Here is a 24,083-nt window from a genome sequence, read left to right on the forward strand (position 1 = left end):
TCCGAAATGCACTATACCGTTTAGCCTATGAGAGCTTGTTTGTAGCTCTTTTAGGAGTTTTCGTATTTCCTTTTTTGGTCCCGTTGAAGACACTGTCCACATCGCTTTTGCCGGCCAAGTGGAAGCGCGTTGTATTCCTAAGTTTCAGCTTGACCGTGCCAAATATTTAGGAAGCCATAGGAAAAAACTTGGCGAGTGTGTTTCGATAAAGACTTGGGAGGGATGTTGAACAAGACCTATAAAACCGTATGGAACACCACGACCCGCACCTATGCCGCAGCGTCCGAACTGGCCGGGCGACGTGGTGCGACAGGCGCGTCGGCGTGCCGGGCGCTGCTGGCCGCCAGTGCCGGCCTGTTGAGCGCATTGGCGTTTTCACAGGCAGCCCGTGCCGACGATTGCACGTCCCAGGCGCCGAACTGTCTCGACGTCGCGCAGGCGCTGACTGCGCAAACGCCAAGCACGTCCACGGCCGACGCCAATGATGCGGCGAGGGACGCCGCGATCGCCAACGCAAGCGTGTTCGCAGGTACGCCGGAAGGTGCCGCCGCGCAGCCGGTCGTGATGCTCGCGGCTGCCGGTACCCCGCCGGTGACCGACTACATCGCCGTCAGCCCCAACGTCGTGCAAGGCACCAGCACCAGCGCGTCAAACGATATGAACGCGATGGCGATCGGCCCGGCGGCGACCGCCGCGAATATCAATGCGCTCGCCATCGGCGCCGAGTCGGGCGCGGCTAGCAGGAGTTCAACGGCGATCGGCGCCTCGGCGGGCGCGCTGTCACCCTACTCGACGGTCGTCGGTGCGGCGGCCACGGTCGGTGTCATGGCGGACAACTCGGTTTCGATCGGCTACAACTCCCGCTCGATCGGACTCAATAGCGCGGCGCTCGGCGCGTTTGCCTACGCCGGGGCGGCCGGCGGGCTGGCGATCGGCTACAACGCGTTCATCGCAAGCGGCGGGGCGAATGGGCTGGCGCTGGGTTCGAATGCCACGGCCAGCGCGGCGGGCTCGGTGGCGTTAGGCGGCGATTCGGTCGCGGATCGCGCGAACGTAGTGTCGTTGGGCAACAGCACGCAGAGCCGGCAGATCGCCTATGTCGCCGCCGGCACGCAAGCCACCGATGCGGTCAACGTCGGCCAGCTCGCCGGGGTGGCCGACGCGCTCGGCGGCGGCGCGTCGATCGACTCGAACGGCGCGGTGGTCGCGCCGTCCTATACCGTTGGCGGCACGACTTACAACGACGTCGGCTCGGCGCTGGCCGCAGCCGCGTCGGAGGGTGTGCGCGCGAGCGGCGACGCGTTGCGCTACGACAGCGCGCAGCACGACGTCGCGACACTCGGCAACCCGGGCACGCCCGTCAAGCTCCGTAACATCGCCGACGGCACGGTGAGCGCCGACAGTTCCGAGGCTGTGACCGGCTCGCAGCTGTATGGCGTCGATCAGGCGGTCACGCAAAATTCGACATCGATTACCGACATCACGAACAACCTCAGCAAAATTACCAACGGCACGCTGGGTCTCGTTCAGCAAGACCCGGTCTCGCGCGATCTGCGGGTCGGGAACAGCACGGACGGCACGCATGTCGACTTCACCGGTACAGCGGGGCCGCGTGAGCTGCTCGGCGTCGCGGCCGGCACGGCGGCGGGCTCGGCGGTCAATCTGGGGCAACTCAGTCCGGTCGTCGAATCGCTCGGCGGCGGCGCCGCGATCAATCCGGACGGCACGTTGCACAAGCCTGTCTACAACATCGGCGGCGCCACATATACCGACGTGGGCGCGGCCCTCGCGGCAGCCGTCACGACCAGTGTTCAGGCCGGCACCGATGCGCTCCAGTACGACTCGCCAGCGCATGACAAAGTCTCGCTGGGCAACGCGGCGGTGCCGGTCCAGGTCACCAACGTGCGCGACGCCAATCTCACCGCCGGCAGTTCCGACGCGGTCAACGGTGCGCAGCTGTTCAGCACCAATCAGGCGGTCGCGCAGAATACCAGCAGCATCACGAATCTCGACCAGCGCGTCACCGACAACACCTCGGCGATCACCAATCTCGACTCGCGCACTTCGATCGTGGAAGGGGACGTGACCAACATCACGAACCAGATCACGAACGGCGAGATCGGCCTCGTCAAGCAGGATCAGACGTCGCGCGATCTCAGCGTCGCCAAAGACACGGATGGCGCGCGCGTCGATTTCACCGGCACCGCCGGCGCGCGCGAACTCACTGGAATCGCCGCGGGCACGACAGACGCGTCCGCGGTCAATCTCGGCCAGTTCAAACCGATGGTGGCTGCCCTCGGCGGCGGCGCGCAGATCAACGCGGACGGCTCGGTGACCGCGCCCACGTATCACGTGCAGGGCGGCACGCAAGCCACGGTCGGCGACGCGCTTGGCTCGCTCGACAACGGCCTCAGCACGTTGCAGCAGAACCTGGCGACCGGCGGCATCGGTGTGGTCACGCAAGACCCGGCCTCGCGCGCGATCAACGTCGGCGCGACCACGGACGGCTCGCTAGTCAACATGGCCGGCACGGCGGGCAATCGGGTCGTGACCGGGGTCGCGCAGGGCGCGGTCAGTCCGTCAAGCAGCGACGCGGTCAACGGCTCGCAACTGTATGCGCAAGCGGCGAGCACGGCGGTGGCGCTGGGCGGCGGTGCGACCGTCAATCCGGATGGCACGGTGACGGCGCCGTCTTATAACGTGGGCGGCACGGTCGTGAACAACGTAGGCGGTGCGCTCACCAATCTGGATGGCCGTGTCACGCAGAACACCACCGATATCGCGGGATTGCAAACCACCCTCGGCAACCTCAACGGTGCGGTCGCGAATGCGGTGCAGTACGATACGTCGGCCCATGACAGGATCACGCTCGGCGGCACGGCGGCGAATGCACCGAAGGTCCAGCTGACCAATCTGAAGGATGGCGAACTATCGCCCACCAGCACCGATGCCGTGACCGGCGCGCAACTCTATAGCACCAACCAGCAGCTCAGCAACCTCGGCCAGGCCATCAACAACGTTCAAACCACCGGCGACGCATATGTGTCCGTCAAGAGCGCTGGCGATGCGGCGCAGGCGATCGGCAACGGCTCCGTTGCGATCGGCGGCGGCGCTATAGCGTCGGCGCCGAATTCGGTGGCGCTCGGCGAGGGCTCGGTCGCCGACCAGACCGGCACCGTATCGGTGGGCTCGGCGGGCAACGAGCGGCGCGTCACCCATGTCGCCGCAGGTCAGGCGCCCACCGACGCCGTGAACATGCAGCAATTCCAGGGCGGCCTCAGCGAGGTCGCGCGCAACGCGTATTCGGGCACCGCGTCGGCGATCGCGCTGACGATGGTCCCGGAGGTCGATGCGACGAAGAACCTCGCGCTCGGAGTCGCGACCGCCGGGTACAAGGGCTATCAGGCGGTGGCCGTCGCCTTGTCCGCGCGCGTCACGCAGAATCTGAAGGTGAAAGTCGGCGCGGGCATCAGCTCGGCCACGACGACGGTCGGCGCCGGCGCGGCGTATCAGTGGTAGCGCAGAGGGGAAGTGCGATGCGCGTGAGCGGCGCGAAGAGGGTGTCGCGAGGGAGGGCATGGGCGGCGGCGCGTTGCGTACGCGCCGCCAGCACCCCGTCGTCTGAACGCGCGGGGTGCGAAGCCAGCCTTTATTTGAACAGCTTCATTGCTTGCGAGATCGTATTGACCACGCCCCATGCCAGCGGAATCATCACGTACAGCCAGAAGATTGCGAGCTTCGCCTTGCTGGACTCAGGCGCGGTTTGAATCTGAGCGGTCGACATGCGTATCTCCTTAGGCGCCTTTGGCGAGTTGTGCATCGGTCATGTGGTGCTTGTCGTCCACACGCTTGACCAGCAGGTTGCAGACAAAGCCGATCACCAGCAGCACGGCCATGATGTGAACGGTCATGGTGTAGGCATCCGCTTTGGCGACGCCGTTCGCAACTTCATACGCGCGAATGTAGTTCACCAGCACCGGCCCGGCGACGCCGGCGGCGGCCCACGCCGTCAGCAGGCGGCCGTGAATGCCGCCGACGAATGCCGTGCCGAACATGTCCGCGAGATAAGCGGGCACGGTGGCGAAGCCGCCGCCGTACATCGACAGGATCACGCAATAGGCGAGCACGAACAGCGCGATCTGGCCGGACGTCGCGAAACTCGGCACCAAGTAGTACAGCACCGCGCCGAGCACGAAGAAGACCGAGTAGGTGTTCTTGCGGCCGATCCAGTCCGAAGCCGAGGCCCACACAAAACGGCCGCCCATGTTGAACAACGACAGCAAACCGACGAAACCGGCCGCCGCCGCCGCCGTCACCGTGTTCTTGAAGCTCTCCTGAATCATCACCGACGCCTGGCCGAGAATGCCGATGCCGGCCGTCACGTTGAGAAACAGAACCAGCCAGATCAGATAGAACTGCGGCGTCTTCAACGCCTGATCGATATGCACGTGGTTACGCGAAATCATCTTCTTCTGGGTGGTCGCGGCGGGCGTCCAGCCGGCCGGCTTCCAGTCGGCGGCCGGCACGCGGATCGCGAGCGCGCCGATCGACATCGAGATGAAGTACGCGATGCCGAGCACGACGAAGGTCTCGGCCACGCCGACGCTCGTCGCGCTGCGGAAGTGGTTCATCAGCGCCACCGACAACGGCGCGGCGATCATCGCGCCGCCGCCGAAACCCATGATCGCCATGCCGGTTGCCATGCCGCGGCGGTCTGGAAACCAGCGGATCAGCGTCGACACCGGCGACACATACCCCAGGCCGAGCCCGATCCCGCCGATCACGCCGTAGCCGAGATAGAGCAGCGCGATCTGATGCAGGTGCACGCCGAGCGCTGAGACCAGGAAGCCGCCGCCGAAGCAGCATGCGGCAGTAAACATCGTGCGGCGCGGGCCGACGTGTTCGAGCCATTTGCCCGCAAACGCGGCCGACAAACCGAGGAACACGATCGCCAGCGAAAAGATCCAGCCGAGCGCGGTCAGTGACCAGTCATCGGCGGCGGATTGGGTGATGCCGATCACTTTGGTCAGCGGGCCGTTGAATACGGAGAAGGCATACGCCTGGCCGATACACAGATGGACGGCAAGGGCTGCGGGCGGGACCATCCAGCGCGAAAAACCCGGTTTCGCAACGGTGGCCTGCTTCGAAAAGAATGGGGCGGAGTCTGGCTTGTCGCCCGGCTCGGTGATGCTGCTCATGGTCGGTCTCCGTTGAGGGATTCTTTGTTATCGGCGTCTGGTACTCAATGCTTGAGGCGATGCAGCGTAAAACCTGTAGGCTCGCGCGCCTTGTCTATATGCATTTTTTTCATGTGACACCGGCAAATTCGTGCGGAATTTTGCTTCGACGAACGATAGTTCGCGAATTTCGCCTTTGCAATATGAAGCTCCAGAACATAAGGCACTCTCCTGACGAAAATCCTCCCATATCCGTCCCGGCCCGGCAGGCCGCGCGAACGCGCGAACGAACCCGAGGCGCAAAGACAAAACGGGCCGGCCGTGGCATCTGCGCCACGCCGGCCCGTTTGGGCAGTCATTGATTCGCGGGTATCAGGCGACGCCGCGCCCGGTCTTCATCTTCGCCGCGACGAGTACGGAGATCAGGCAGCCGATCGCCAGATACGCGGCCACCGGATGCCATGAGCCACCGGCAAAGCTGACCAGCGCTACGGCGATGAACGGCGTGAAGCCGCCGCCGACTACGCTCGCCACCTGATAACCCACGCCCGCGCCGCTGTAGCGATACTCAGTGCCGAACAGTTCGGTGAACATCGGTTGCTGCACGCTCACCACCATGTCATGCGCGATGTTCGCGAGCATCACGGCGAACACCACGATCCACACCGTCGAGCGCGCTTCGAGCGCGAGGAAGAACGGCACCGCGCTCAACATGCCCACCAGCGCGCCGATGATGTACACGCGGCGGCGGCCGAAGCGATCCGCCAGCAACGCAAAGCACGGAATCGTCACGCAGCTCAGCGCGCCGACCAACAGGCCGATCGTCAGGAAAAATTCGCGCGGCATGTGCAGGTTCGCCGTCGAGTAGTTCAGCGCGAACGCCGTCACGATATACATCGTGAACAACTCAGCGAGGCGCAACGCGATGATCAGCAGGAATGCTTTCGGATGTCGCAGCAGCGCTTCGACGATCGGCAGGCGCACGCTGCGCTCGCCACGCTTGCCGACTTTTTCGACAAACTCCTTCGACTCTTCCATGCTCGAGCGGATCCACAGCGCGATCAGCACCAGCACCACGCTGAATAGGAACGGCAGGCGCCAGCCCCAGCTCAGGAACGATGCGTTGTCCATCGAACGGCTGATCAGCGCGACCAGGCCGGTCGATAGCACGAGACCCACGCCATAGCCGACCTGCACACCGCTGCTGTAGAACGCTTTCTTTTTTTCCGGCGCGCTTTCGACCGCCATCAACGCCGCGCCGCCCCATTCGCCGCCGACCGCGAAGCCCTGAATCGCGCGCAAGGTCACGAGCAGCACCGGCGCCCACCAGCCGATCGTGGAGAAGGCCGGCAGCAGCCCGATCGCTGCGGTTGACAGGCCCATCATCATCACCGTGAGCACCAGCATGCGTTTGCGTCCGAGGCGGTCGCCGTAGTGACCGAACACGAAGCCGCCGAGCGGACGGAACAGGAAGCCGACGCCGAAGGTGGCGAATGCGGCGAGCGTGCCCATGGCCGGGCTGACTTGAGGGAAGAACTCGGCGTTGAACACGAGCGCGGCGACGATGCCATACAGCAAGAAGTCGTACCAGTCGACCACGGCGCCGACGAAGCTGCCGAGCGCGGCCTTGCGCGCCTGGTTGCGCGCGGTGGCGTGGGCGGCCGGTGTGGCCTTCGGGAGGGTGGTGCTCATAACGCTGTCTCCTTGGAACTTGCGGACTGCGGGAGGGGATCGGCGGCGGAGGCAGGGCCGTGGCCGCAGCCGATCCGTGGCAGGATGTCCGGAAGGTTAATGATGCGAAGCGGATCTCACAATCCGCTCGGTGGCGATTTTGCGCGATCATCGAACGCAGCTGCGCGCATAGCGCGCGTTTTGCGCGTTTACACCGAGGCGGGCTAGCTGGATCGAAGCGGCCGCAACAGCGAAGCGGCGCTGGCCGCCGCGTGCTAACGTGACAAATGCGCTGACGGTGACAAATTCATGTCACCGGAAAACAACATCTGCTGATATACTACATACCGAATATTGATAAATGCGGCATTGCAGCATATGATTGAGTCATTCGTTCACTCAATCGTTTGGAGTTACAAGTGGAATTTGCGTCTCTTATGCTTTTCGCTATTGCTGTTGTGGGTTTGGGTGCTGCGGGCACCGTCTTGTTGACCGAGTGGATTCCGCAGCGGGTCGCGCAGCTTGCATCGCAACATGGCCGCTTCGTCGGCTTGGGCGAGCAGCGCGGCGCAGCGGCGCCTGCGCCGTATCGCACGCATGTTCGAGCAGAGGCGATGAATGTCGTCAGAACTTCAAACTGAAACGGTGGCCACTCCGCTCACCTTGTCGTTGCAGCCGATCGGCGCGAGCGCGAGCTTGCGCGATCAAGCGTATGCGATGCTGCGCCAGGCGATTGCCGACGCGGACATCTACCGGAATCGCGAAGAAATCCGTCTCGACGAGCGCGTGCTGAGCGAATCGCTTGGCGTGAGCCGCACGCCGGTGCGCGAGGCGATGACCCTGCTGGAACAGGAAGGCTTTTTGCGCATGGTGCCGCGGCGCGGCATTTACATCGTGCGCAAGAGCAAGCGGGAAATCGTCGAGATGATCCAGATGTGGGCGGCGCTCGAAAGTATGGCGGCGCGCCTCGCCACGCTGCACGCCAGCGACGAGGAAATCGCCCGCCTGCGCCACATGTTCGACAATTTCCGCGACGCGACGCCGGCCGAGCACATCGCCGAGTATTCGGACGCGAACATCGCGTTTCATCAGGCAATCGTCGAGTTGTCGAAGTCGCAGATCATTCTCGACACGATCAAGAACATCTTCATCCACGTACGGGCAATCCGGCGCATGACCATTTCGCAGAGCGACCGCGCGTCGCGTTCGATCGTCGATCATCTGCGGATCATCGAGGCGCTGGAGCAGCGCGATACCGAACTGGCCGAGCGGCTGGTGCGTCAGCATTCGCTGGATCTCGCGGCGTTCGTCGAGGCGAATTGCGATTTTCTGGACTGATGGCTGCTGGAGTCTGCGACTGGACGTGGCGGACTGAAGAAAGGCCCGCGGTGTGAAAACACCGCGGGCCTTTTCGTTTGCGCGCCGCTCGCGAGGCCTGTTCACAGCCGAGGGATAAACCTCGCTTGACGGCTTCAAAAATATGGTATGTGATATATCAACAGCGAGCCAAACGCATCGCGAATCGGTGTTTTCCCTTGGCGGAGCATGAAAGCCAACGGATTTTTCGCCGCAAAGCCATGACTGGTAAGCAATAGCGCCACGCAACCCCGAAGCGGACGTCCTCGAAATTGGCCTTGCTTGAATGTGATATATCACATACGGTATGTAGCGCGGCCAGCAAGACGTCGGTGACGACGGGCGCATGTCGAAGCGAATGCGGCCGTCGATGACCGTTGCACAACCGAGTGACAGGAGACAACCATGTCCGCAGTTGTTTCATCCCTGAGTCCGAAACCGGGCAGCACGACAGCCGATGACACGCTCAGGCAGAAAACCCGCGATGCCGGCGTCATCTCGGGCGGCCATCTGGTTGCGAAGGCGCTGAAAAACGAAGGGGTCGACACGATCTTCACGCTGTGCGGCGGCCACATCATCGACATCTACGACGGCTGCGTCGACGAGGGAATTCGCATCATCGACGTGCGCCACGAGCAGGTCGCCGCCCACGCGGCCGACGGCTACGCGCGTCAGACCGGCAAGCTCGGCTGCGTGGTCACGACCGCCGGCCCCGGCTGCACGAACGCGGTGACGGGCATCGCCACGGCGTTCCGGTCCGAGAGCCCGGTCCTGCATATCGGCGGACAGGGCGCGCAGACGCAGCACAAGATGGGCTCGCTGCAGGACCTCCCGCACGTCGACATCATGGCGCCGATCACCAAGTTCGCCGCCAGCGTGTCGAGCACTGAACGGGTCGCGGACATGATCTCGATGGCGGCGCGCGAGTGCTTCAACGGCGCGCCCGGCCCGTCCTACCTGGAAATTCCGCGCGACGTGCTCGACCGCGAAGTGGACGTGACGCGCGCGATCGTGCCGCAATCGGGGCACTATCGGGCGTCGACGAAATCGGTCGGCGATCCGCGCGACATCGAAAAACTCGCGGACATTCTCGTGAATGCCGAGCGGCCCGCGATTCTGTACGGGCAGCAGGTGTGGACCGCGCGCGGCCATGAAGAGGCGATCGCGCTACTGCGCGGCATCGACATCCCCGGCTATTTCAACGGTGCGAGCCGCGGGCTGCTGCCGCCGGGCGATCCGCACCATTTCGACCGCACACGTTCGCAGGCGTTTGCGAATGCCGACGTGCTGATCGTCGTCGGCACGCCGTTTGATTTCCGCATGGGTTACGGCAAGCGCATCAGCAAGGAGCTGACGCTGGTGCAGATCGACATGGACTACCGGACGGTCGGCAAGAATCGCGATATCGACCTGGGCCTCGTCGGCGATCCGGGCGCAATCCTGGCGGCCGTGCTGCAAGCCGCGAGCGGCCGCCTGAAAGACGACAAGCGCCAGGCGCGCCGCAAGTGGATGGCGCAGTTGCAGGACGCCGAAGCGAGCGCGACCGAAAAACTCATGCCGCTCTTCAAGTCGAATAGCTCGCCGATTCATCCGTACCGCGTCGCTTACGAGCTCAACGAATTCCTCTCCGACGACACCGTCTACATCGGCGACGGCGGCGACGTCGTGACGATTTCCGCGCAAGCGGTGCGCCCGCGCCGTCCGGGTCAATGGATGGACCCGGGCGCGCTCGGCTCGCTCGGCGTGGGCACTGGCTTCGCGCTCGCGGCCAAGCTCGCGCATCCGCACAAGGAAGTGCTGTGCTACTACGGCGACGGCTCGTTCGGCATGACCGCGTTCGACATGGAAACCGCCAACCGCTTCGGCGCGCCGTATCTCGCAGTGATCGGCAACAACTCGGCGATGAATCAGATCCGCTACGGCCAGCTCGCCAAATACGGCGCAGAGCGCGGCAATGTTGGCAACCTGCTGAGCGATGTGCCGTTCAGCAAGTTCGCTGAAATGCTCGGCGGCCACGGCGAGGAAGTGCGCGATCCGGCGCAGATTGCCGGCGCATTGCAGCGCGCCCGCGAAGCGATTCATCGCACCGGCCGCTCGGCGGTGGTCAACATCTGGGTCGACCCGCGCGAGTACGCACCGGGCACGAAGAACCAGACTATGTACAAGTAAATCGCAGCCTTCAGGAGACACGACATGAGCAAAGCACTCGACGGTGTGCGCATTCTCGATTTCACGCATGTGCAATCGGGACCGACCTGCACGCAATTGCTGGCATGGTTCGGCGCGGACGTAATCAAGGTGGAGCGGGCCGGCGCAGGCGACATCACGCGCGAGCAGTTGCGCGATATTCCGGACGTGGACAGCTTGTACTTCACAATGCTCAATCACAACAAGCGTTCGGTCACGATCGATACGAAGAACCCGGAAGGAAAGCAGGTGCTCGAAGCGTTGATCCAGAAATGCGACGTGCTGGTGGAGAACTTCGCGCCGGGCGCGCTGGATCGCATGGGGTTCACCTGGGAGCGCATTCAGGAACTGAATCCGCGCATGATCGTGGCGTCGGTGAAGGGCTTCGGTCCCGGGCCTTATGAGGACTGCAAAGTCTACGAGAACGTCGCGCAATGCGCGGGCGGCGCGGCCTCGACGACCGGCTTCGACGACGGCCCGCCGGTCGTGAGCGGCGCGCAGATCGGCGATAGCGGCACGGGCTTGCATCTGGCGCTCGGCATCGTCACGGCGCTGTATCAGCGTACGCATACCGGTCGCGGTCAGCGCGTGCTCGCGGCAATGCAGGACGGCGTGCTCAATCTGTGCCGCGTGAAACTGCGCGACCAGCAGCGGCTCGATCGAACCGGCGTGATGAAAGAGTATCCGCAATATCCGAACGGGACGTTCGATGAAGCGGTGCCGCGTGCGGGCAATGCGTCCGGCGGTGGCCAACCGGGCTGGATTCTGAAGTGCAAGGGCTGGGAAACCGACCCGAACGCGTATATCTACTTCATCACGCAGGCGCCGGTATGGGCGAAGATCTGCAACGTGATCGGCAAGGAAGAGTGGGCCACGGACCCTGACTACGCGACGGCCCCTGCGCGCCTGCCGCGTCTGAAGGAGATTTTCGCCGAGATCGAGCGCTGGACGATGACCAAGACCAAGTTCGAGGCCATGCAGATCCTCAACAAGTACGATATTCCGTGCGGGCCGATCCTGTCGATGAAGGAAATCGCCGCGGAGCCTTCGCTGCGCAAAACCGGCACGATTGTCGAAGTGGATCATCCGACGCGCGGCAAGTATCTGACAGTTGGCAATCCTATCAAACTGTCCGACAGTCCGACCGAGGTCAAACGCTCGCCGCTGCTCGGCGAGCATACGGATGAAGTGATGGCTGAACTCGGCTATTCGCCTGAGCAGATCAGCGCGTTGCGTACGGCCGGCGCGATCTAGTCGCGCGCAACCGGCAGTCAAGGTCCGTAGTCAACGAAAGGTCGTGCGCAAGCGCGCAGGGAGCGATGAATGGATACGTGGATGCGGTTCAAGTCGAACGACGGTGGCATCGTGTTCGGCCGGGTAGAAGGTGGCTATCTGCACGAATACGAGAGTCTCGAGCGGCCCGTGCCGACCGGGGCGGTGCTGTCGTCGCGCGCGCTGACGCCGCTGGCGCCTTGCGCGCCCGGCAAGATCGTTGCGCTGTGGAACAACTATCACGCGCTGGCGGCGAAGCTCGACAAACCCGTGCCCGCGCATCCGCTCTTTCTGCTCAAGCCGGCGGGCTCGGTGATCGGTTCGGGCGAGCCGATCCAGCGACCGCCCGGCTACGCGGGCAAGATTGTCTATGAAGGCGAACTCGGCATCGTGATCGGCCGGCGCTGCCGCAATGCGAGCCTCGAAGAGGCGGCCGATGCGATCTTCGGCTACACCCCAGTCAACGATGTGACCGCCGCCGATCTGCTGAATGAGAATCCGCACTTTCCGCAGTGGTGCCGCGCGAAAGGATTCGATACGTTCTGCTGTATCGGACCCGCGATCGTCTCCGGTTTCGACTGGCGGCCAGCGCGTCTCGTGACGATGCTCGATGGCGTCGAACGGCAGAACTATCCGCTCGCCGACATGGTGTTTTCGCCCGCTGAGCAGGTGAGCATGATCTCGCAGGATCTCACGCTGGAACCCGGCGATGTGATCGCGTGCGGGACGTCGGTGGGCGTCGGATCGATCAGGGATGGCGCGATGGTGTCGATCACGATCGACGGAATCGGCACGCTCAGCAATACGTTGAGCGCCGCCGGGCGCACCGATGCCGCTGGGCAGTCCGGGACAGCCGCGACGGCGGGAGTTGTCTGAAGGCGCAGAAGTATGCGGCCCCTGAGCCGCGTCCTTGCATCGCAAACCGGAGGGTCACGCATGCTGCAAACGTCTGACAGTGCCGCGTGGATGAGCGTGTTTTTGGCGCTGGCAGCGGCTCTTGCCGCCGCGTTGGCCTCTGTGTTGACGGTTGCGCTTGCCGCGGTCGGGCAACGGCTGCTGGACCGCAAATCGACTCGTCGACCGTATTGGCACGCGGGCGCGTTGGCCGCCGTGCTTGCAGGATTGCTAGCGGCGGGAACGGGGGCGAGCGACGCGGTGATCGACGCGTCGGTGGCAGGCGCCGTGTTCGGCGCATGGCTCGTGCGCGGCTGTGATCTGACGCGGCGGCCACGTCTTGTTACGCTGCTGGGCAGCGGCATGGGCCTCGCCGTTATGTCGGGCGGGATAGTGCGCTATCTGTCGGCGGCAACGGGGCGCGCGAATGCCGAGCGAATCGAACTCTATGCCGCGGTATTCATTGGTGCGCTGATCTTCGCCACTTGCGCGATTGCGTTGTGCAAATTACGCGGTGCGCTGCAGTTGAAGGCAGTGACGCGTCCGGGCCACCGCATCGTCAATCTATTTGCGATCTTGCTGTGCGCCTGGCTGGGCTACGGCTTCGTGACCGAGCAGGCGCAGCCGTTCGGACTTGCCGCGCTGCTTGCAATGAGCGCGCTGGCATGCTCGCTGGGCGTGCATCTGATGATCAGCCGCGAGTATTCCGCAGCCGGCGATGCGAGCCACGTGAGCCACGCGTTACACGTGCATGCGTTTGCCGCGCGTTGCGGTGGCCTCGCGCTGGACAAGCGAGGACTGCTCGCACAGATCGAGTGGCATGGCGGAGAGGAACCGGCATGGACACCACGCGAGACGGGCACGCTGCGCGCGTCGGCATATCGATACCGTCGAGGAGGGCATGACGGCGCGAGCGTGACGAGGCGTCAACGCATGCGCGCCTGGCATCGCCCGACTCATTTCATCGCGCGCCGCTGAATATGAAAATGCCCACATATCGAACGGCAAGCGTGAAGCGCGGCGGGCCTGACGTGACCCTCAGCCCGCCGATGTTTTCAGTCCGCCGCCACCGCGAACTCGCTGTAGTACTGGTCTTTCTTGTGCAAGATCAGTTGCGCGAGAAAGTCTGCATCGTATGCGCGGTGAAGATGGCTGTGATACCGCTCGATGTATGCCGTGATGCGGGCCACTTCGCCACTGAATTCCTTCAGCATGTCGAGTGTCGCGCGGTCCCAGCGAAAGCGCAGACCGAGGTCGCTGAACGCGGCGTTGTAGGCGCTCAGATGAGCGTCGTCGGGATGGTCGGCGGAAAGACGGGCAGTGCCCGTGCTGGCGGTGCGAGATTCAACCGGAACGTGGTTCATGATCGGCCTCCTGGGCTGCCAAGTGAGAGAACACGCTTGCAGCATAGAAGTACTGATAGATTTACAATAGTTAAAGTTTTATTGGTTTTTCATAACCTACTGCTTATACACGCTCAATTCCCTGACGCGCGTGATCTTCTCGATCAGATCCGCGCCTTCTTCCATCAGGAAGCGTTTGAACGCGACCGCAACCGGCGGCAGGCGTTTGTTCTTGCGGTGCACGACGTACCAGTTGAGCATTACCGGGAAACTCTCGACATCGAGCACGACCAGATGCCCCAGCTGCAATTCGAGGCTGATGGTGTGCGCGGAGAGAAACGCGATGCCCATGCCGGCGATTACCGCCTGCTTGATCGTCTCGGTGCTTTTGATTTCCATCGCGATCTTCAGATTGGAGAGACGGCCGGCAAAGCCTTCTTCCATCGAATTCCACGTATCCGAGCCGCGCTCGCGCACGATGAACGCCTCGTTTGCCAATTGGCTGAACTTGATGTTGCGCTTGTGGGCAAGCGGATGCGTGGGTGCCGCCACGATCACGTACGGGTGCGGCGCGAACGGCTCGTTGGTCGCGTCGGTTTCGTGCGGGGGGCGCACCATGACCGCGATATCGGTCTGGTTGGTCGCGAGTTGATGCAGCAGTTCTTCGCGATTGTGCACGGCGAGATTGAGTACGACACCCGAATATCGGCGCGTGAATTCTGCCAGCAGCCGCGGAAAGAAGTAATCACCGGCACTAATTACCGCGACATTCAGCTTGCCGCCGGAAACGCCCTTGAGCTGACTCATCGCTTCGTCGACTTCATGGAACTGCTGAATGATCGCGCGGCTGTAGTGGAGCATTTCAGTGCCGGCCGGCGTCAGATAGATCTTTTTGCCCAATTGTTCGAAGAGCGGCAGGCCGGCATGTTCTTCGAGTTGCCGGACCTGGGTGGAAACGGCGGGCTGCGTCAGATGCAATTCCTCTGCGGCGCGCGAGAAGCTCAAGTGGCGCGCCACCGTTTCGAAGACCTTCAATTGCCGCAGAGTCGCATTGCGCATTGTCATCGCCGATATATAAGCAAATGTGAATCGACATAATAACAAACTTTAATTATTAGTAATTCAGCAATCACCCTAGCATGGCTCTGTATAAGGAAGCGAAATTGCCGGTGAAGTATGCGGGTTAACGCTCAGACGCCAAGCGTGGCGGACGAAACAGCCCGGCAAGTTTTTATGTCAACGCATTAATTGTCGGAATAATCGGCTTGCGGAAATCGTGATGTTTTGAGTTTGATGTTTTTTTAAAGAAGTCGAAAAATAAACAATTAAATCTTCCCGAATAGCAAGGCTTTTCGGGTTTAAACCATAAGGTGGGACACATACAGCGCGGCGGGTTCCCCGAAGGAAACTGCCTTCGGGACGTTGACCGGCCGCACTAAATACATAGTGGAGACAAGGCTCATGGACAATATCACCCAGCAAACCCCGACTCGAATGTTTTGGAGCGGTCGTTGGTGGCAACTCGTTATCGGCATAGTGTGCATGGCGCTCGTGGCCAATCTGCAATACGCGTGGACGTTGTTCGTCGGACCGATGAACGCCAGGCATCACTGGGGCGAAGCGTCCATCCAGCTTGCCTTCACTATTTTCATCCTGACTGAAACGTGGCTCGTGCCGTTCGAGGGCTGGCTGGTCGACCGGTTCGGGCCACGGCCCGTGGTTGCGGCGGGCGCGGTATGCGCGGGCTTGTCGTGGGTGATGAATTCGTACGCGACGACGTTGGGCGTGCTGTATGCGTCGGCGGTCATCGGCGGGATTGGCGCGGGTGGCGTGTACGGCACGTGTGTCGGCAATGCGCTCAAGTGGTTTCCCGATCGGCGCGGTCTCGCCGCGGGTCTGACGGCCGCGGGCTTCGGCGCGGGCGCGGCGATCACGGTGATTCCGATTGCCAACATGATTACGCGCTCGGGATACGAGCATGCGTTCTTCTTCTTCGGCATCCTGCAGGGCGTCAGCATTCTGCTGCTAGCGTTGCTTCTGGTGAGGCCGGCGCTGCGCCAGAAAGCGATCCGCCCGAGCAAATTCGCGGTGTCGAAGGCCGACTTTACATCGCGCCAGATGATCAAGACACCGGTGTTCTGGGTGATCTACGTGTCGTTCGTGGCAGTCGCGGCGGGCGGTCTGATGGCGACTGCGCAAATCGGTCCAATCGCGAGAGACTGGGGCCTCGCTCGCATTCCGATGTCGTTCCTCGGCATGACCTTGCCGCTGCTCACCGTCACGCTTTCGATCGATAACATCTTCAACGGCTTGACGCGTCCGCTGTGCGGTTTCATCTCCGACAAGATCGGCCGCGAAAACACGATGTTCCTGATCTTCATCGGCGAGGGCCTGGCGTTGCTCGGCTTGATGCAGTTCGGCAGCAATCCGTACGCGTTCATGACGTTCGCCGCGCTGATCTTCCTTTTCTGGGGAGAGATCTTCTCGATCTTCCCGGCGATCTGCGCCGATACGTTCGGCAGCAAATATGCAACGGCGAACGCGGGCACGTTGTACACCGCGAAAGGCACGGCGGCTTTGCTGGTGCCGGTCGCATCGGTGCTCGCCGCAGCGGGCGGCTGGAGTCTCGTTTTCATCGTGTCCGCCGTGATCACGATCGCCGCGGGCATCTCCGCGAAGTTCGTGCTCGCGCCGATGCGCGCGCGCTGGATCGAATCGGCCAACGAGCCGCAAGGCGTGCTGGCGGTCGCGGGCAACAACGGCAAGGCTTCACGCCTGAGCCACTGGCCTGAACAGTCCGGGGAATGACATGAGTGGCACGCGCGCGTCAGTCTCGTCATGAACGTATCGTTGCAGCAGCTCAAGGTGTTTGTCGCCGTCGCGCGTGAGCGGAGTTTCACGCGCGCGGCGCGCGAGTTCGATTTGACGCAGTCGGCAGTGAGCCGCTGTGTGCGCGAACTCGAAGACGCCGTTGAGTTGAAACTGTTCGACCGCACCACACGCCAGGTTCAATTGACGAATGCGGGCGCGAGTCTGGAGCGAAGAATCGGCCGCTTGCTCGACGAAATCGAATTGACTTTGCTCGCCGAGCGCACGGCTTACGACGGACATACCGGCGTCGTGGTGCTGGCGAGCAATCCGGTGTTGTCGTCGGGCTGGGTTGCGCAGGCGCTTGCACGCTGCGCGTCGGCGTTTCCCGAGTTGGTCGTGTCCGTCAGGGATCAGTCGCAAAGCGCCGTGCTCGCGAGTGTGGAACACGGTGAGGTGGACTTCGGCGTGATATCGCTGGCCGAACCGTTCGACCACGATTTGCTGCACGCGCAAGTGGTCTTCACGACGCCGCTGCACGCGGTGATCACGCCCACACATCCGTTGGCCCGGCACGACAGCATTGCGTGGCGCGCGCTGCGCGAATGGGGGATCATCACGCTGAATGCGGACACGGGTGTTCGCGCGGCGCTCGACCTTGCGTTCAACGCGAATGAATTGAAGCGGCGGCCGTTGCAGGAACTTGGCCATGTCGCCGCAGTGTCGCGAATGGTCGAGTTGGGCCTTGGCGTCGGCGTGTTGCCGGTCGATGCGCATTGGCCGTCGCCGGGTGAAGCGCTAGTGAGCCGGCCTCTGGTTCCGGAAGTGACCGTCGCCACGTTGCTGGTGCATCGCCGGAATCGTTCCCTTCGACCGAATGCTGCCGCGGCCTGGACGCAGTTCGCCGCGCCGTCTGCGTCACAATCAGTCTCGCGCACGGCCGTTGCGCAAAGCCGAACCGTCTTGCACGAGCCTTAGGGTCGGCCTCGATTGCTGGCGCTTCTGTTCAGTTGCCTCCGCCAGCAGTCCGCCACGTAACATCCACTCAAGGAGCTTCATGATGGAAACTGAAACCGACCTCAGACACCATGATTTGCTGATCGACGGCAAGCGCCTGCCGCCCGGCACCGGCGAGTATTCCGTCGACATCAACCCCGCCACCGAAGAACCGATCGCGCTGGTGGCCCAAGGCAGCGCCGCTGACGTGGATACGGCAGTGCAGGCGGCACGCGCCGCGCTGAAGGTGTGGAACTCGATCCGCGCGGCCGAGCGCGGCCGCATTCTGGCGCGGCTCGCGGGCCTGATGCGCGACAATCTCGACGAACTCGCCGCACTCGAAAGTCTCGACGCCGGCAAGCCGATTGCCGCTGTGATGCGCCAGGACATTCCAGCCGCGATAGATACGCTCGAATACTACGCAGGCTGGTGCGACAAGATCAACGGTCAGGTGGTGCCGGCGCGCCCCGATGCGCTGACGTACACGGTGCGCGAGCCGGTGGGCGTGGTTGCCGCGATCGTGCCGTGGAATTTCCCGCTGATGATCGGCATGTGGAAGATCGCGCCGGCCCTCGCATGCGGCTGCACGCTGATCGTCAAGCCCGCCGAAATCACGCCGCTTACCGCGTTGCGCATCGGCGAGCTGGCGCTCGAAGCGGGCGTACCTCCCGGAGTACTGAATATCGTCACCGGCAAGGGGCGTGTGGTCGGCGATGCGCTGGTGGCTCACCCGGGCGTCGACAAAGTGACGTTTACGGGCTCGCCGTCGGTCGGGCGCGGCATTTTGCAAGGCGCCGCCGTCAACTTCAAACGCGTCACGCTGGAGCTCGGCGGCAAGTCGGCGAACCTGATCTTCCCGGATGCGAATCTCGACAATGCGGTGCGCGCCGCGGCCTCGGGCATTTTCTTCAATACCGGCCAGGTGTGTTCGGCAGGTTCGCGCATCCTCGCGCATCGCGACGTGTACGACGAAGTGGTCGAGCGCCTCGCCGCGCGCGCGAAGTCGATCAAGATCGGCGATCCGTCGGCGCGTGAAACGTCGATGGGTCCACTCATCTCCGCCGCGCAGATGAAAACCGTGCTCGGCTATGTCGAAGCGGGAAGAGCCGAAGGCGCATCGCTCGTGACCGGCGGTTCGCGGATCGGCGATCGCGGCTTCTTCGTCGAGCCGACGGTGTTCGCCAACGTCGAACACGAAATGCGCATTTCGCAGGAAGAGATTTTCGGTCCGGTTGCCAGCGTGATTCGCTTCGACGACGAAGCCGATGCGCTCAGGATTGCCAATGGTACGTTGTACGGCCTTGCGGCCGGGGTGTGGAGCGCGGACATCGGACGGGTGCACAGGGTGGCGCGGGACCTGAAGGCGGGAACCGTGTGGATCAATACCTACGGCTATACCGACGTGCGTCTGCCGTGGGGCGGGGCCGGCGACTCGGGCTTCGGCCGCGAGCATGGCGACGTCGCGATTGAAAACTTCACCGAGCCGAAGGCGGTGTGGCTGGCGATCGATCAATAGCGCCGGTAGCGGAGTCAACGAGAAAAAGGATCGAACGCGTACAGCGTTCGATCCTTTTCTATCGCGGCAAATGCCACGAACAACGGAACGTCGCGACGCTCCGCTCAATCGCCCTGCAATGCCATCCGCTCACGCAGCTTGATCAGCGCAAGCACCACGTCGATGGTGGGCGTCGGCTCGGCGACGAGGCGGCCCATTTCCTGTACTACCGTCAACAGCGGATCGATTTCCATCGGGCGGCGATTTTCCAGGTCGACCAGCGTCGATGTCTTATGCGCGCCGACCGCGCCCGCGCCATCGATCCGCTTTTCCACATCGACCCGAAAGTGCACGCCGAATTGTTCGGCAATGCGCTTTGCTTCGAGCATCATCGTGCGTGATACCGCGCGCGTGCCCGGGTCGCTGGTGAGCACGTCGAGCGTGGCATGCGTCAAGGCGCTGATCGGGTTGAAGCACAGATTGCCCCACAGCTTGAGCCAGATTTCGTCGCGGATGTTGTCGCGAATCGGCGCATCGAAACCTGCCGCCTGCATGATTTCGTGCAACTGCTGAATGCGGGGCGTGCGTTCGCCGCTCGGCTCGCCGATCGGAAATTTCTTGCCGTACACATGCTTGATGACACCCGGCTCGACGATCTCCGCAGCGGGATACAGCACGCAGCCGATCGCCCGTTCGGGACCGAGCTTGGTCCATTGAGTGCCGTCCGGGTCGACGCTTGCGAGGCGCGTGCCCGCGAAGCGTCCGCCGTGTTGATGGAAGTACCAATAGGGAATGCCGTTGACACCGGTGACGATCGCCGTGTGCTTGCCGAGCAGCGGCTGCATCGCATCGACCACGCCGGGCAGCGAATGCGCCTTCAGCGTGATGATCACGAAGTCCTGTACGCCGAGTTCGCGCGGGTCCGACGTGCAGCGAACCGGCGCGCTGAAAGTCTCGCCGTCCATGATCAGACGCGCGCCATGTTCGCGCATGGCCGCCAGATGTGCGCCGCGCGCGATGAAACTCACGTCCGCGCCGGCGCGTGCGAGTTGCACGCCCATCAAACCGCCAATTGCTCCCGCTCCGAAGATACAGATCTTCATGATGCCGCTCCCGTGACTGTGAAAAGTCGCTTGCCCGCTGCCGCAGACGCCGTGCGCGGCAGCAGGTCACTGTCCGAGCATAAAGGGGCGGGACGAATGCAGATAGTTAAAGTTTCTCGGCCAAAGCATTAGTGATCGTTTATGGAAGAGGGGCCGGGGACACATGGGGGCAGAGCGGTTCAGCGCTGATCTAATTTGCCTTGCGCAGCCTCACCCCCGCCTCACCAACAAAAAACTCACGCCGATCGCCGCCAGAAACCCGCCGCAAACGCGATTGAACCACCGCCGAACCTTCGCGCGCACCAGCCATTTCCCGAGATGCATCCCCGCCCACGAATACAGCGCGACCGCCACCCATTCGAGCACCAGGAAGCTCGCGCCGAGCACCGCGAACTGCGCCAGTATCGGCTTCGCGACATCGACGAATTGCGGCAGGAACGCGGTGAAGACCAGAATCGCTTTCGGGTTGCCCGCGGCGACGAGAAACTCCTGCCGCGCGATTCGTCCGAGCGAAGCGTCCTGCGGTTGCGAGGTGTCGATTGCCGGCGCATCGCTGCGCCATAGTTGAATGGCCAGCCAGATCAGATACGCGGCGCCGGCCAGTTTGATCGCCAAAAAGAACCACTCCGACGCATGCAATACGACGGCGAGTCCGGTTGCGGCGAGCACCAGCATCATCGCGAATGCGACCAGCCGGCCCGTGCCGCCGACGAATGCCGTCATGAAACCATGCCGCGCCGCCACGTTGATCGACAGGAGGTTGTTGGGCCCGGGGGCGAGGTTGATCGCGAAACAGGCGGGCAAGAAGAATAGCCAGGCAGTGAGGGACATGATGATTTGCAACGTGAACGTAGGATTCTGAAGAATCGCGCCGCAAGACGGCGCGACACGTCTAACCGGATTGTAGCGAAGACCGTCTGTCGCAATGTCGGCAGCTTCAACGCCGGTGCGTTCAATTCACGGCTTTGACGAACCCCGGATCGCCAATCAACGCGTCGACGCTCAGCTTCACCGTATCTTCAATCGCGATGATGCTATTGGTGAATTTCGGCGACTGCTGTTTCACTGTCTTCGTGGTCGAGAACACGACTTTGCGAGTCGCGGTATCGGTGACCACGTAGCGCATCTTCAACGTCCAGAAGGCCGGCGACCGCGCGTCGTCGACTGTGAACGTTTCGATGCTGCCGCTGAGCACGCGCTTGCCGTCGTCGATGTGAAAGCCCGCAATCTGCAAACTGCGCGCGACACTGTTGCGCACGGTTACCGCAACATCGTCTTTGAGGACGATGCCGGTCATCGCCGTGTTTTCGATGCGATTCGGCGAAACTTGTCCTCCGCGAGCGGGCAAGTAGGCGAAGTCGCGAGTCGGGGCAACGCTGAGCCAGCCGGTAGGATGCGCGTTCGCGCGCGGCGCGCTGCTGTTCAGGCCGAACCACGACCATGAGCACGCGGACAGCAGCAACGGCAGCGCGACGGCGCCGCAACCCTTGAGCATGGTGGAGCTCAACGGTGCGCGCGCGGCGCTGGTCGAGCGCGGCAAAGCCAGGCCCGGTTGCGGCGACTCAGGCGCTGTGCTGGAAAAAGCGGCAGTCGAGGTCAGAGGCGTAGCCCTTTTCAATGGAGTCAACTCTGTAGAGAACAGCATGGTAACAGCGAGCCGGGCCCATGGGCGTCCCGAGCGAGGCACGCGTCGAAGTCCAGCGGCGCTCGTGCCGATGCTCCCGCTTCCTCAAAAGAATCCCGCCTTGCCTTGCGTCATATCCACCAGCGCTCGCTGCGCATCGTCGAGCGCGTTGACGGGTAACCGGATCGTCATCTTCACCAGCATGGCATAAGCGCTATCCACCAGCGCATAGCCTTGGGCATCGATCCATCGGCGCACTTTGGCCTCGTCCGCGTAGCTCACCTCGACGCTCAGCGAAACTTGAGCAATCCTTTCTATTCGCGGCGCGTCCAGCAAAGCGGAAGCGATTGCATCGGTGTACGCGCGCACCAGACCACCGGCGCCGAGCTTCACGCCGCCGTAATAGCGCACGACGGCGGCCAGCACGCCATCCAGATCGTGGTGCCGCAGCACTTCGAGAATCGGCCGGCCTGCGGTGCCGGAGGGTTCGCCGTCGTCGGACATGCCGGACTGGCCGCCGGCGAGCAGCGCCCAGCATACATGCGTCGCGGCGGGATGTTCATCGCGCAGCCGACGCAACTCGGCCATGGCGGCATCGCGGTCGGCCACCGGTATTGCGAAGGCGATGAAGCGGCTCTTGCGGATCTCGAGTTCCGCGCTCAACACCGCGGGCAAAGTGTAGGTGGGCAAGGCAAGGACTTCAGTGGATGAAAAAGTGCAGGCCACAAGCGGCTCCAGCTCGTCATGGTAACGGATCGCTGCCGCATCACGCGCCCCTCTTCCACGCATCACGCATGCGTTGCTTGGGCGCCGCGTTTGTTCGCCGGCCTGGCGCGTTGCCTCACCGCGGCATGATATCGGCGCGCCACGTGCGGATCCAAGTCCGCGCATTGGTCTACAATTGCCGGCTGAACGCGCGCGAGTCCATTGAATGCCGCGCGTCAAGGAGACGACATGCTTGACCTATCCACGTTGGGGACTTTCGTTGCCGTCGTGCTCGGGCTTTTTCTGATTCCGGGCCCGGCGGTGTTGCTGGTTTTGACGCGCACCGTGCACGGCGGACGTAAGGCCGGCATTCTCACCGGCCTGGGTATTGCCGCCGGCGATTTCATGCACACGCTGGGCGCGGCGGTCGGCTTTTCCGCGCTGCTGATGACCTCCGCGCTCGCGTTCAACGCGGTGAAATTTGTCGGCGCCGCCTATCTCGTCTATCTGGGTGTTCGCGCGTTGCGCGAGAAAAAGCTGGCGGGCAGCCCGCAGATGCCGGCGGTGGCGCCGCTATCGGCCTCGAAAGCGTTCTTTCAGGCGATTCCCGCCGAAGTGTTGAATCCCAAGACCGCGTTGTTTTTTCTCGCGTTTCTGCCGCAGTTCGTGCGTCCGGAACACGGTTCCACGTTTGCGCAGTTCATCACGCTAGGATTGATCTTCGTCGGCATGAGCGCGCTTTACACGACGTTGTTGGTGTTGACCATCGGCCCGGTGGGCAAACTCGTCAAGCGTTTGACGTGGCTGACTCGCTGGCAGAACAAGATCATCGGCGTGCTGTTCATTTCGCTCGGCCTGCGCGTGGCTACGCAAACGCGCTAAGCGGTCCGCGCAACCGTCTCGCACTGCGACGGTCGAATGCAGTCGCGCTCTGGTTACATGTTGCGGCGCTGCCGTCTCAGGCGCCCTTCGCGCGTATAGCCCATCTGGCTTTGCGTGCGAGCGGCGAGCTTGTCCTGTTCGGCGCGGCTCATCTGCCGGGTGTCGTCGATGTCGCCGACTCGCAATACTTCCTGCGCCATTCTGATGCGCAGCGTCATCAACGGTTCACCGCGTTCGACCAGCGCGCGGTCCGCCATACGGGCCTGCTGGACGCCGCTGTCGATCAGGTTGCGCAGTTCCAGCAGCGTGAGCCGCTGCCGCTGGATCTCGAGAATGAGCCGCCGAACCGCTGGCTCGTCGTGCGTGCGCCACCAGGCGCGCAATTCTGCGAGCGTGGGCGGGTCGAAAGGTGGGATACGCATTGTTCAGACGAAAAATACTGTATATATGTACAGTGTGCGCCGGGAGACCGGTGGTGTTCAAGGGGTGAAAGTCCCCGACGTTGTAAGAAATAGCGACTCACAATGTCCCCGAGTCATGCGTGGCAAGCCGCGAGGCGTGTTGCGAAGC

Annotated in this window: 21 protein-coding genes; 11 read left to right on the forward strand and 10 right to left on the reverse strand. The window is 62.9% G+C overall.

Going from position 1 to position 24,083, the window contains the following annotated elements; translation table 11 throughout:
• Nucleotides 1-222: 222 nt before the first annotated feature.
• Nucleotides 223-3,519 (forward strand): YadA-like family protein, encoded by a 3,297-nt coding sequence (locus FVF58_RS25730; protein ID WP_149672642.1) that lies wholly within the window; start codon nt 223-225, stop codon nt 3,517-3,519.
• A gap of 130 nt (nt 3,520-3,649) precedes the next feature.
• On the opposite strand, the gene FVF58_RS25735 is transcribed toward FVF58_RS25730, so the two are convergent.
• The 3 genes from FVF58_RS25735 to shiA form a co-directional block, all read right to left on the reverse strand.
• On the reverse strand, nt 3,650-3,784 hold the full coding sequence (locus FVF58_RS25735; protein WP_149672643.1) for an MFS transporter small subunit: 135 nt from the start codon (nt 3,782-3,784) through the stop codon (nt 3,650-3,652).
• A 10-nt stretch (nt 3,785-3,794) separates the two neighbouring features.
• Nucleotides 3,795-5,198: an L-lactate MFS transporter gene (locus FVF58_RS25740; RefSeq protein WP_149672644.1), complete on the reverse strand. Its 1,404-nt coding sequence runs from the start codon at nt 5,196-5,198 to the stop codon at nt 3,795-3,797.
• Between the two features lie 351 nt (nt 5,199-5,549).
• Complete coding sequence (gene shiA, locus FVF58_RS25745) at nt 5,550-6,869, reverse strand: shikimate transporter (RefSeq protein WP_149672645.1); 1,320 nt, start codon at nt 6,867-6,869, stop codon at nt 5,550-5,552.
• 398 nt (nt 6,870-7,267) lie between these two features.
• Here shiA and FVF58_RS25750 point away from each other — a divergent pair, with 398 nt between their 5' ends.
• The 6 genes from FVF58_RS25750 to FVF58_RS25775 all read left to right on the forward strand — a co-directional run bounded on the left by FVF58_RS25750 (nt 7,268) and on the right by FVF58_RS25775 (nt 13,535).
• Nucleotides 7,268-7,489 carry a hypothetical protein gene (locus tag FVF58_RS25750; protein WP_149672646.1) on the forward strand — a complete coding sequence of 74 codons (222 nt, stop codon included), beginning with the start codon at nt 7,268-7,270 and terminating at the stop codon, nt 7,487-7,489.
• Entirely contained in the window at nt 7,467-8,186 is a 720-nt protein-coding gene (locus tag FVF58_RS25755) for a GntR family transcriptional regulator (RefSeq protein ID WP_149672647.1), read from the forward strand. The genes FVF58_RS25750 and FVF58_RS25755 overlap by 23 nt, the downstream gene beginning before the upstream one ends.
• 423 nt (nt 8,187-8,609) lie before the next feature.
• Nucleotides 8,610-10,373, forward strand: a complete 1,764-nt coding sequence (locus tag FVF58_RS25760) for a thiamine pyrophosphate-binding protein (protein ID WP_149672648.1) — start codon at nt 8,610-8,612, stop codon at nt 10,371-10,373.
• 24 nt (nt 10,374-10,397) lie between these two features.
• On the forward strand, nt 10,398-11,645 hold the full coding sequence (gene frc / locus FVF58_RS25765) for a formyl-CoA transferase (RefSeq protein WP_149672649.1): 1,248 nt from the start codon (nt 10,398-10,400) through the stop codon (nt 11,643-11,645).
• A gap of 69 nt (nt 11,646-11,714) precedes the next feature.
• Entirely contained in the window at nt 11,715-12,539 is an 825-nt protein-coding gene (locus tag FVF58_RS25770; RefSeq protein WP_149672650.1) for a fumarylacetoacetate hydrolase family protein, read from the forward strand.
• Between the two features lie 60 nt (nt 12,540-12,599).
• Nucleotides 12,600-13,535, forward strand: coding sequence for an NAD(P)(+) transhydrogenase (Re/Si-specific) subunit beta (locus FVF58_RS25775; RefSeq protein WP_149672651.1), 936 nt, complete (start codon nt 12,600-12,602; stop codon nt 13,533-13,535).
• A 77-nt stretch (nt 13,536-13,612) separates the two neighbouring features.
• Here FVF58_RS25775 and FVF58_RS25780 read toward each other — a convergent pair whose 3' ends face one another.
• Both FVF58_RS25780 and FVF58_RS25785 read right to left on the reverse strand, forming a co-directional pair.
• Nucleotides 13,613-13,921: an HAD family hydrolase gene (locus FVF58_RS25780; RefSeq protein ID WP_149672652.1), complete on the reverse strand. Its 309-nt coding sequence runs from the start codon at nt 13,919-13,921 to the stop codon at nt 13,613-13,615.
• Between the two features lie 96 nt (nt 13,922-14,017).
• On the reverse strand, nt 14,018-14,965 hold the full coding sequence (locus FVF58_RS25785; protein ID WP_149672653.1) for a LysR family transcriptional regulator: 948 nt from the start codon (nt 14,963-14,965) through the stop codon (nt 14,018-14,020).
• 396 nt (nt 14,966-15,361) lie between these two features.
• Between FVF58_RS25785 and oxlT the strand changes: the two genes are divergently transcribed.
• The 3 genes from oxlT to FVF58_RS25800 all read left to right on the forward strand — a co-directional run bounded on the left by oxlT (nt 15,362) and on the right by FVF58_RS25800 (nt 19,220).
• Nucleotides 15,362-16,708 (forward strand): oxalate/formate MFS antiporter, encoded by a 1,347-nt coding sequence (oxlT, locus tag FVF58_RS25790; RefSeq protein WP_149672654.1) that lies wholly within the window; start codon nt 15,362-15,364, stop codon nt 16,706-16,708.
• A gap of 30 nt (nt 16,709-16,738) precedes the next feature.
• Nucleotides 16,739-17,686 (forward strand): LysR family transcriptional regulator, encoded by a 948-nt coding sequence (locus FVF58_RS25795; protein ID WP_149672655.1) that lies wholly within the window; start codon nt 16,739-16,741, stop codon nt 17,684-17,686.
• Nucleotides 17,687-17,768: 82 nt separating this feature from the next.
• A complete protein-coding gene (locus FVF58_RS25800; protein ID WP_149672656.1) occupies nt 17,769-19,220 on the forward strand; it encodes an aldehyde dehydrogenase family protein in 1,452 nt (483 codons plus the stop codon).
• Nucleotides 19,221-19,324: 104 nt separating this feature from the next.
• Here the strand turns inward: FVF58_RS25800 and FVF58_RS25805 are convergent, their stop codons facing one another.
• The 4 genes from FVF58_RS25805 to FVF58_RS25820 form a co-directional block, all read right to left on the reverse strand.
• Nucleotides 19,325-20,302 (reverse strand): 2-dehydropantoate 2-reductase, encoded by a 978-nt coding sequence (locus FVF58_RS25805; RefSeq protein ID WP_149672657.1) that lies wholly within the window; start codon nt 20,300-20,302, stop codon nt 19,325-19,327.
• A 210-nt stretch (nt 20,303-20,512) separates the two neighbouring features.
• On the reverse strand, nt 20,513-21,133 hold the full coding sequence (locus FVF58_RS25810; protein WP_149672658.1) for a LysE family translocator: 621 nt from the start codon (nt 21,131-21,133) through the stop codon (nt 20,513-20,515).
• Between the two features lie 121 nt (nt 21,134-21,254).
• Nucleotides 21,255-21,797: a hypothetical protein gene (locus FVF58_RS25815; protein ID WP_149672659.1), complete on the reverse strand. Its 543-nt coding sequence runs from the start codon at nt 21,795-21,797 to the stop codon at nt 21,255-21,257.
• A 234-nt stretch (nt 21,798-22,031) separates the two neighbouring features.
• Nucleotides 22,032-22,616: an IMPACT family protein gene (locus tag FVF58_RS25820; protein WP_149672660.1), complete on the reverse strand. Its 585-nt coding sequence runs from the start codon at nt 22,614-22,616 to the stop codon at nt 22,032-22,034.
• Between the two features lie 264 nt (nt 22,617-22,880).
• On the opposite strand from FVF58_RS25820, the gene FVF58_RS25825 reads away from it, so the two are divergent.
• Complete coding sequence (locus FVF58_RS25825) at nt 22,881-23,513, forward strand: LysE family translocator (RefSeq protein ID WP_149672661.1); 633 nt, start codon at nt 22,881-22,883, stop codon at nt 23,511-23,513.
• A gap of 53 nt (nt 23,514-23,566) precedes the next feature.
• On the opposite strand, the gene FVF58_RS25830 is transcribed toward FVF58_RS25825, so the two are convergent.
• Entirely contained in the window at nt 23,567-23,935 is a 369-nt protein-coding gene (locus FVF58_RS25830) for a hypothetical protein (protein WP_149672662.1), read from the reverse strand.
• Nucleotides 23,936-24,083 lie beyond the last annotated feature (148 nt).

It is taken from the genome of Paraburkholderia panacisoli (genome assembly GCF_008369935.1).
Classification (GTDB): Bacteria; Pseudomonadota; Gammaproteobacteria; order Burkholderiales; family Burkholderiaceae; genus Paraburkholderia; species Paraburkholderia panacisoli.

Coding starts and splice junctions, on each gene's coding strand:
- FVF58_RS25815 (WP_149672659.1), bottom strand. CDS start 21,797: ATGCTCAAGGGTTGCGGCGCCGTCGCGCTGCCGTTGCTGCTGTCCGCG.
- FVF58_RS25740 (WP_149672644.1), bottom strand. CDS start 5,198: ATGAGCAGCATCACCGAGCCGGGCGACAAGCCAGACTCCGCCCCATTC.
- FVF58_RS25800 (WP_149672656.1), top strand. CDS start 17,769: ATGGAAACTGAAACCGACCTCAGACACCATGATTTGCTGATCGACGGC.
- oxlT (WP_149672654.1), top strand. CDS start 15,362: ATGGACAATATCACCCAGCAAACCCCGACTCGAATGTTTTGGAGCGGT.
- FVF58_RS25825 (WP_149672661.1), top strand. CDS start 22,881: ATGCTTGACCTATCCACGTTGGGGACTTTCGTTGCCGTCGTGCTCGGG.
- FVF58_RS25735 (WP_149672643.1), bottom strand. CDS start 3,784: ATGTCGACCGCTCAGATTCAAACCGCGCCTGAGTCCAGCAAGGCGAAG.
- FVF58_RS25780 (WP_149672652.1), bottom strand. CDS start 13,921: ATGAACCACGTTCCGGTTGAATCTCGCACCGCCAGCACGGGCACTGCC.
- FVF58_RS25775 (WP_149672651.1), top strand. CDS start 12,600: ATGCTGCAAACGTCTGACAGTGCCGCGTGGATGAGCGTGTTTTTGGCG.
- FVF58_RS25760 (WP_149672648.1), top strand. CDS start 8,610: ATGTCCGCAGTTGTTTCATCCCTGAGTCCGAAACCGGGCAGCACGACA.
- frc (WP_149672649.1), top strand. CDS start 10,398: ATGAGCAAAGCACTCGACGGTGTGCGCATTCTCGATTTCACGCATGTG.
- FVF58_RS25805 (WP_149672657.1), bottom strand. CDS start 20,302: ATGAAGATCTGTATCTTCGGAGCGGGAGCAATTGGCGGTTTGATGGGC.
- FVF58_RS25830 (WP_149672662.1), bottom strand. CDS start 23,935: ATGCGTATCCCACCTTTCGACCCGCCCACGCTCGCAGAATTGCGCGCC.
- FVF58_RS25770 (WP_149672650.1), top strand. CDS start 11,715: ATGGATACGTGGATGCGGTTCAAGTCGAACGACGGTGGCATCGTGTTC.
- FVF58_RS25810 (WP_149672658.1), bottom strand. CDS start 21,133: ATGTCCCTCACTGCCTGGCTATTCTTCTTGCCCGCCTGTTTCGCGATC.
- FVF58_RS25755 (WP_149672647.1), top strand. CDS start 7,467: ATGTCGTCAGAACTTCAAACTGAAACGGTGGCCACTCCGCTCACCTTG.
- shiA (WP_149672645.1), bottom strand. CDS start 6,869: ATGAGCACCACCCTCCCGAAGGCCACACCGGCCGCCCACGCCACCGCG.
- FVF58_RS25730 (WP_149672642.1), top strand. CDS start 223: ATGTTGAACAAGACCTATAAAACCGTATGGAACACCACGACCCGCACC.
- FVF58_RS25795 (WP_149672655.1), top strand. CDS start 16,739: ATGAACGTATCGTTGCAGCAGCTCAAGGTGTTTGTCGCCGTCGCGCGT.
- FVF58_RS25785 (WP_149672653.1), bottom strand. CDS start 14,965: ATGACAATGCGCAATGCGACTCTGCGGCAATTGAAGGTCTTCGAAACG.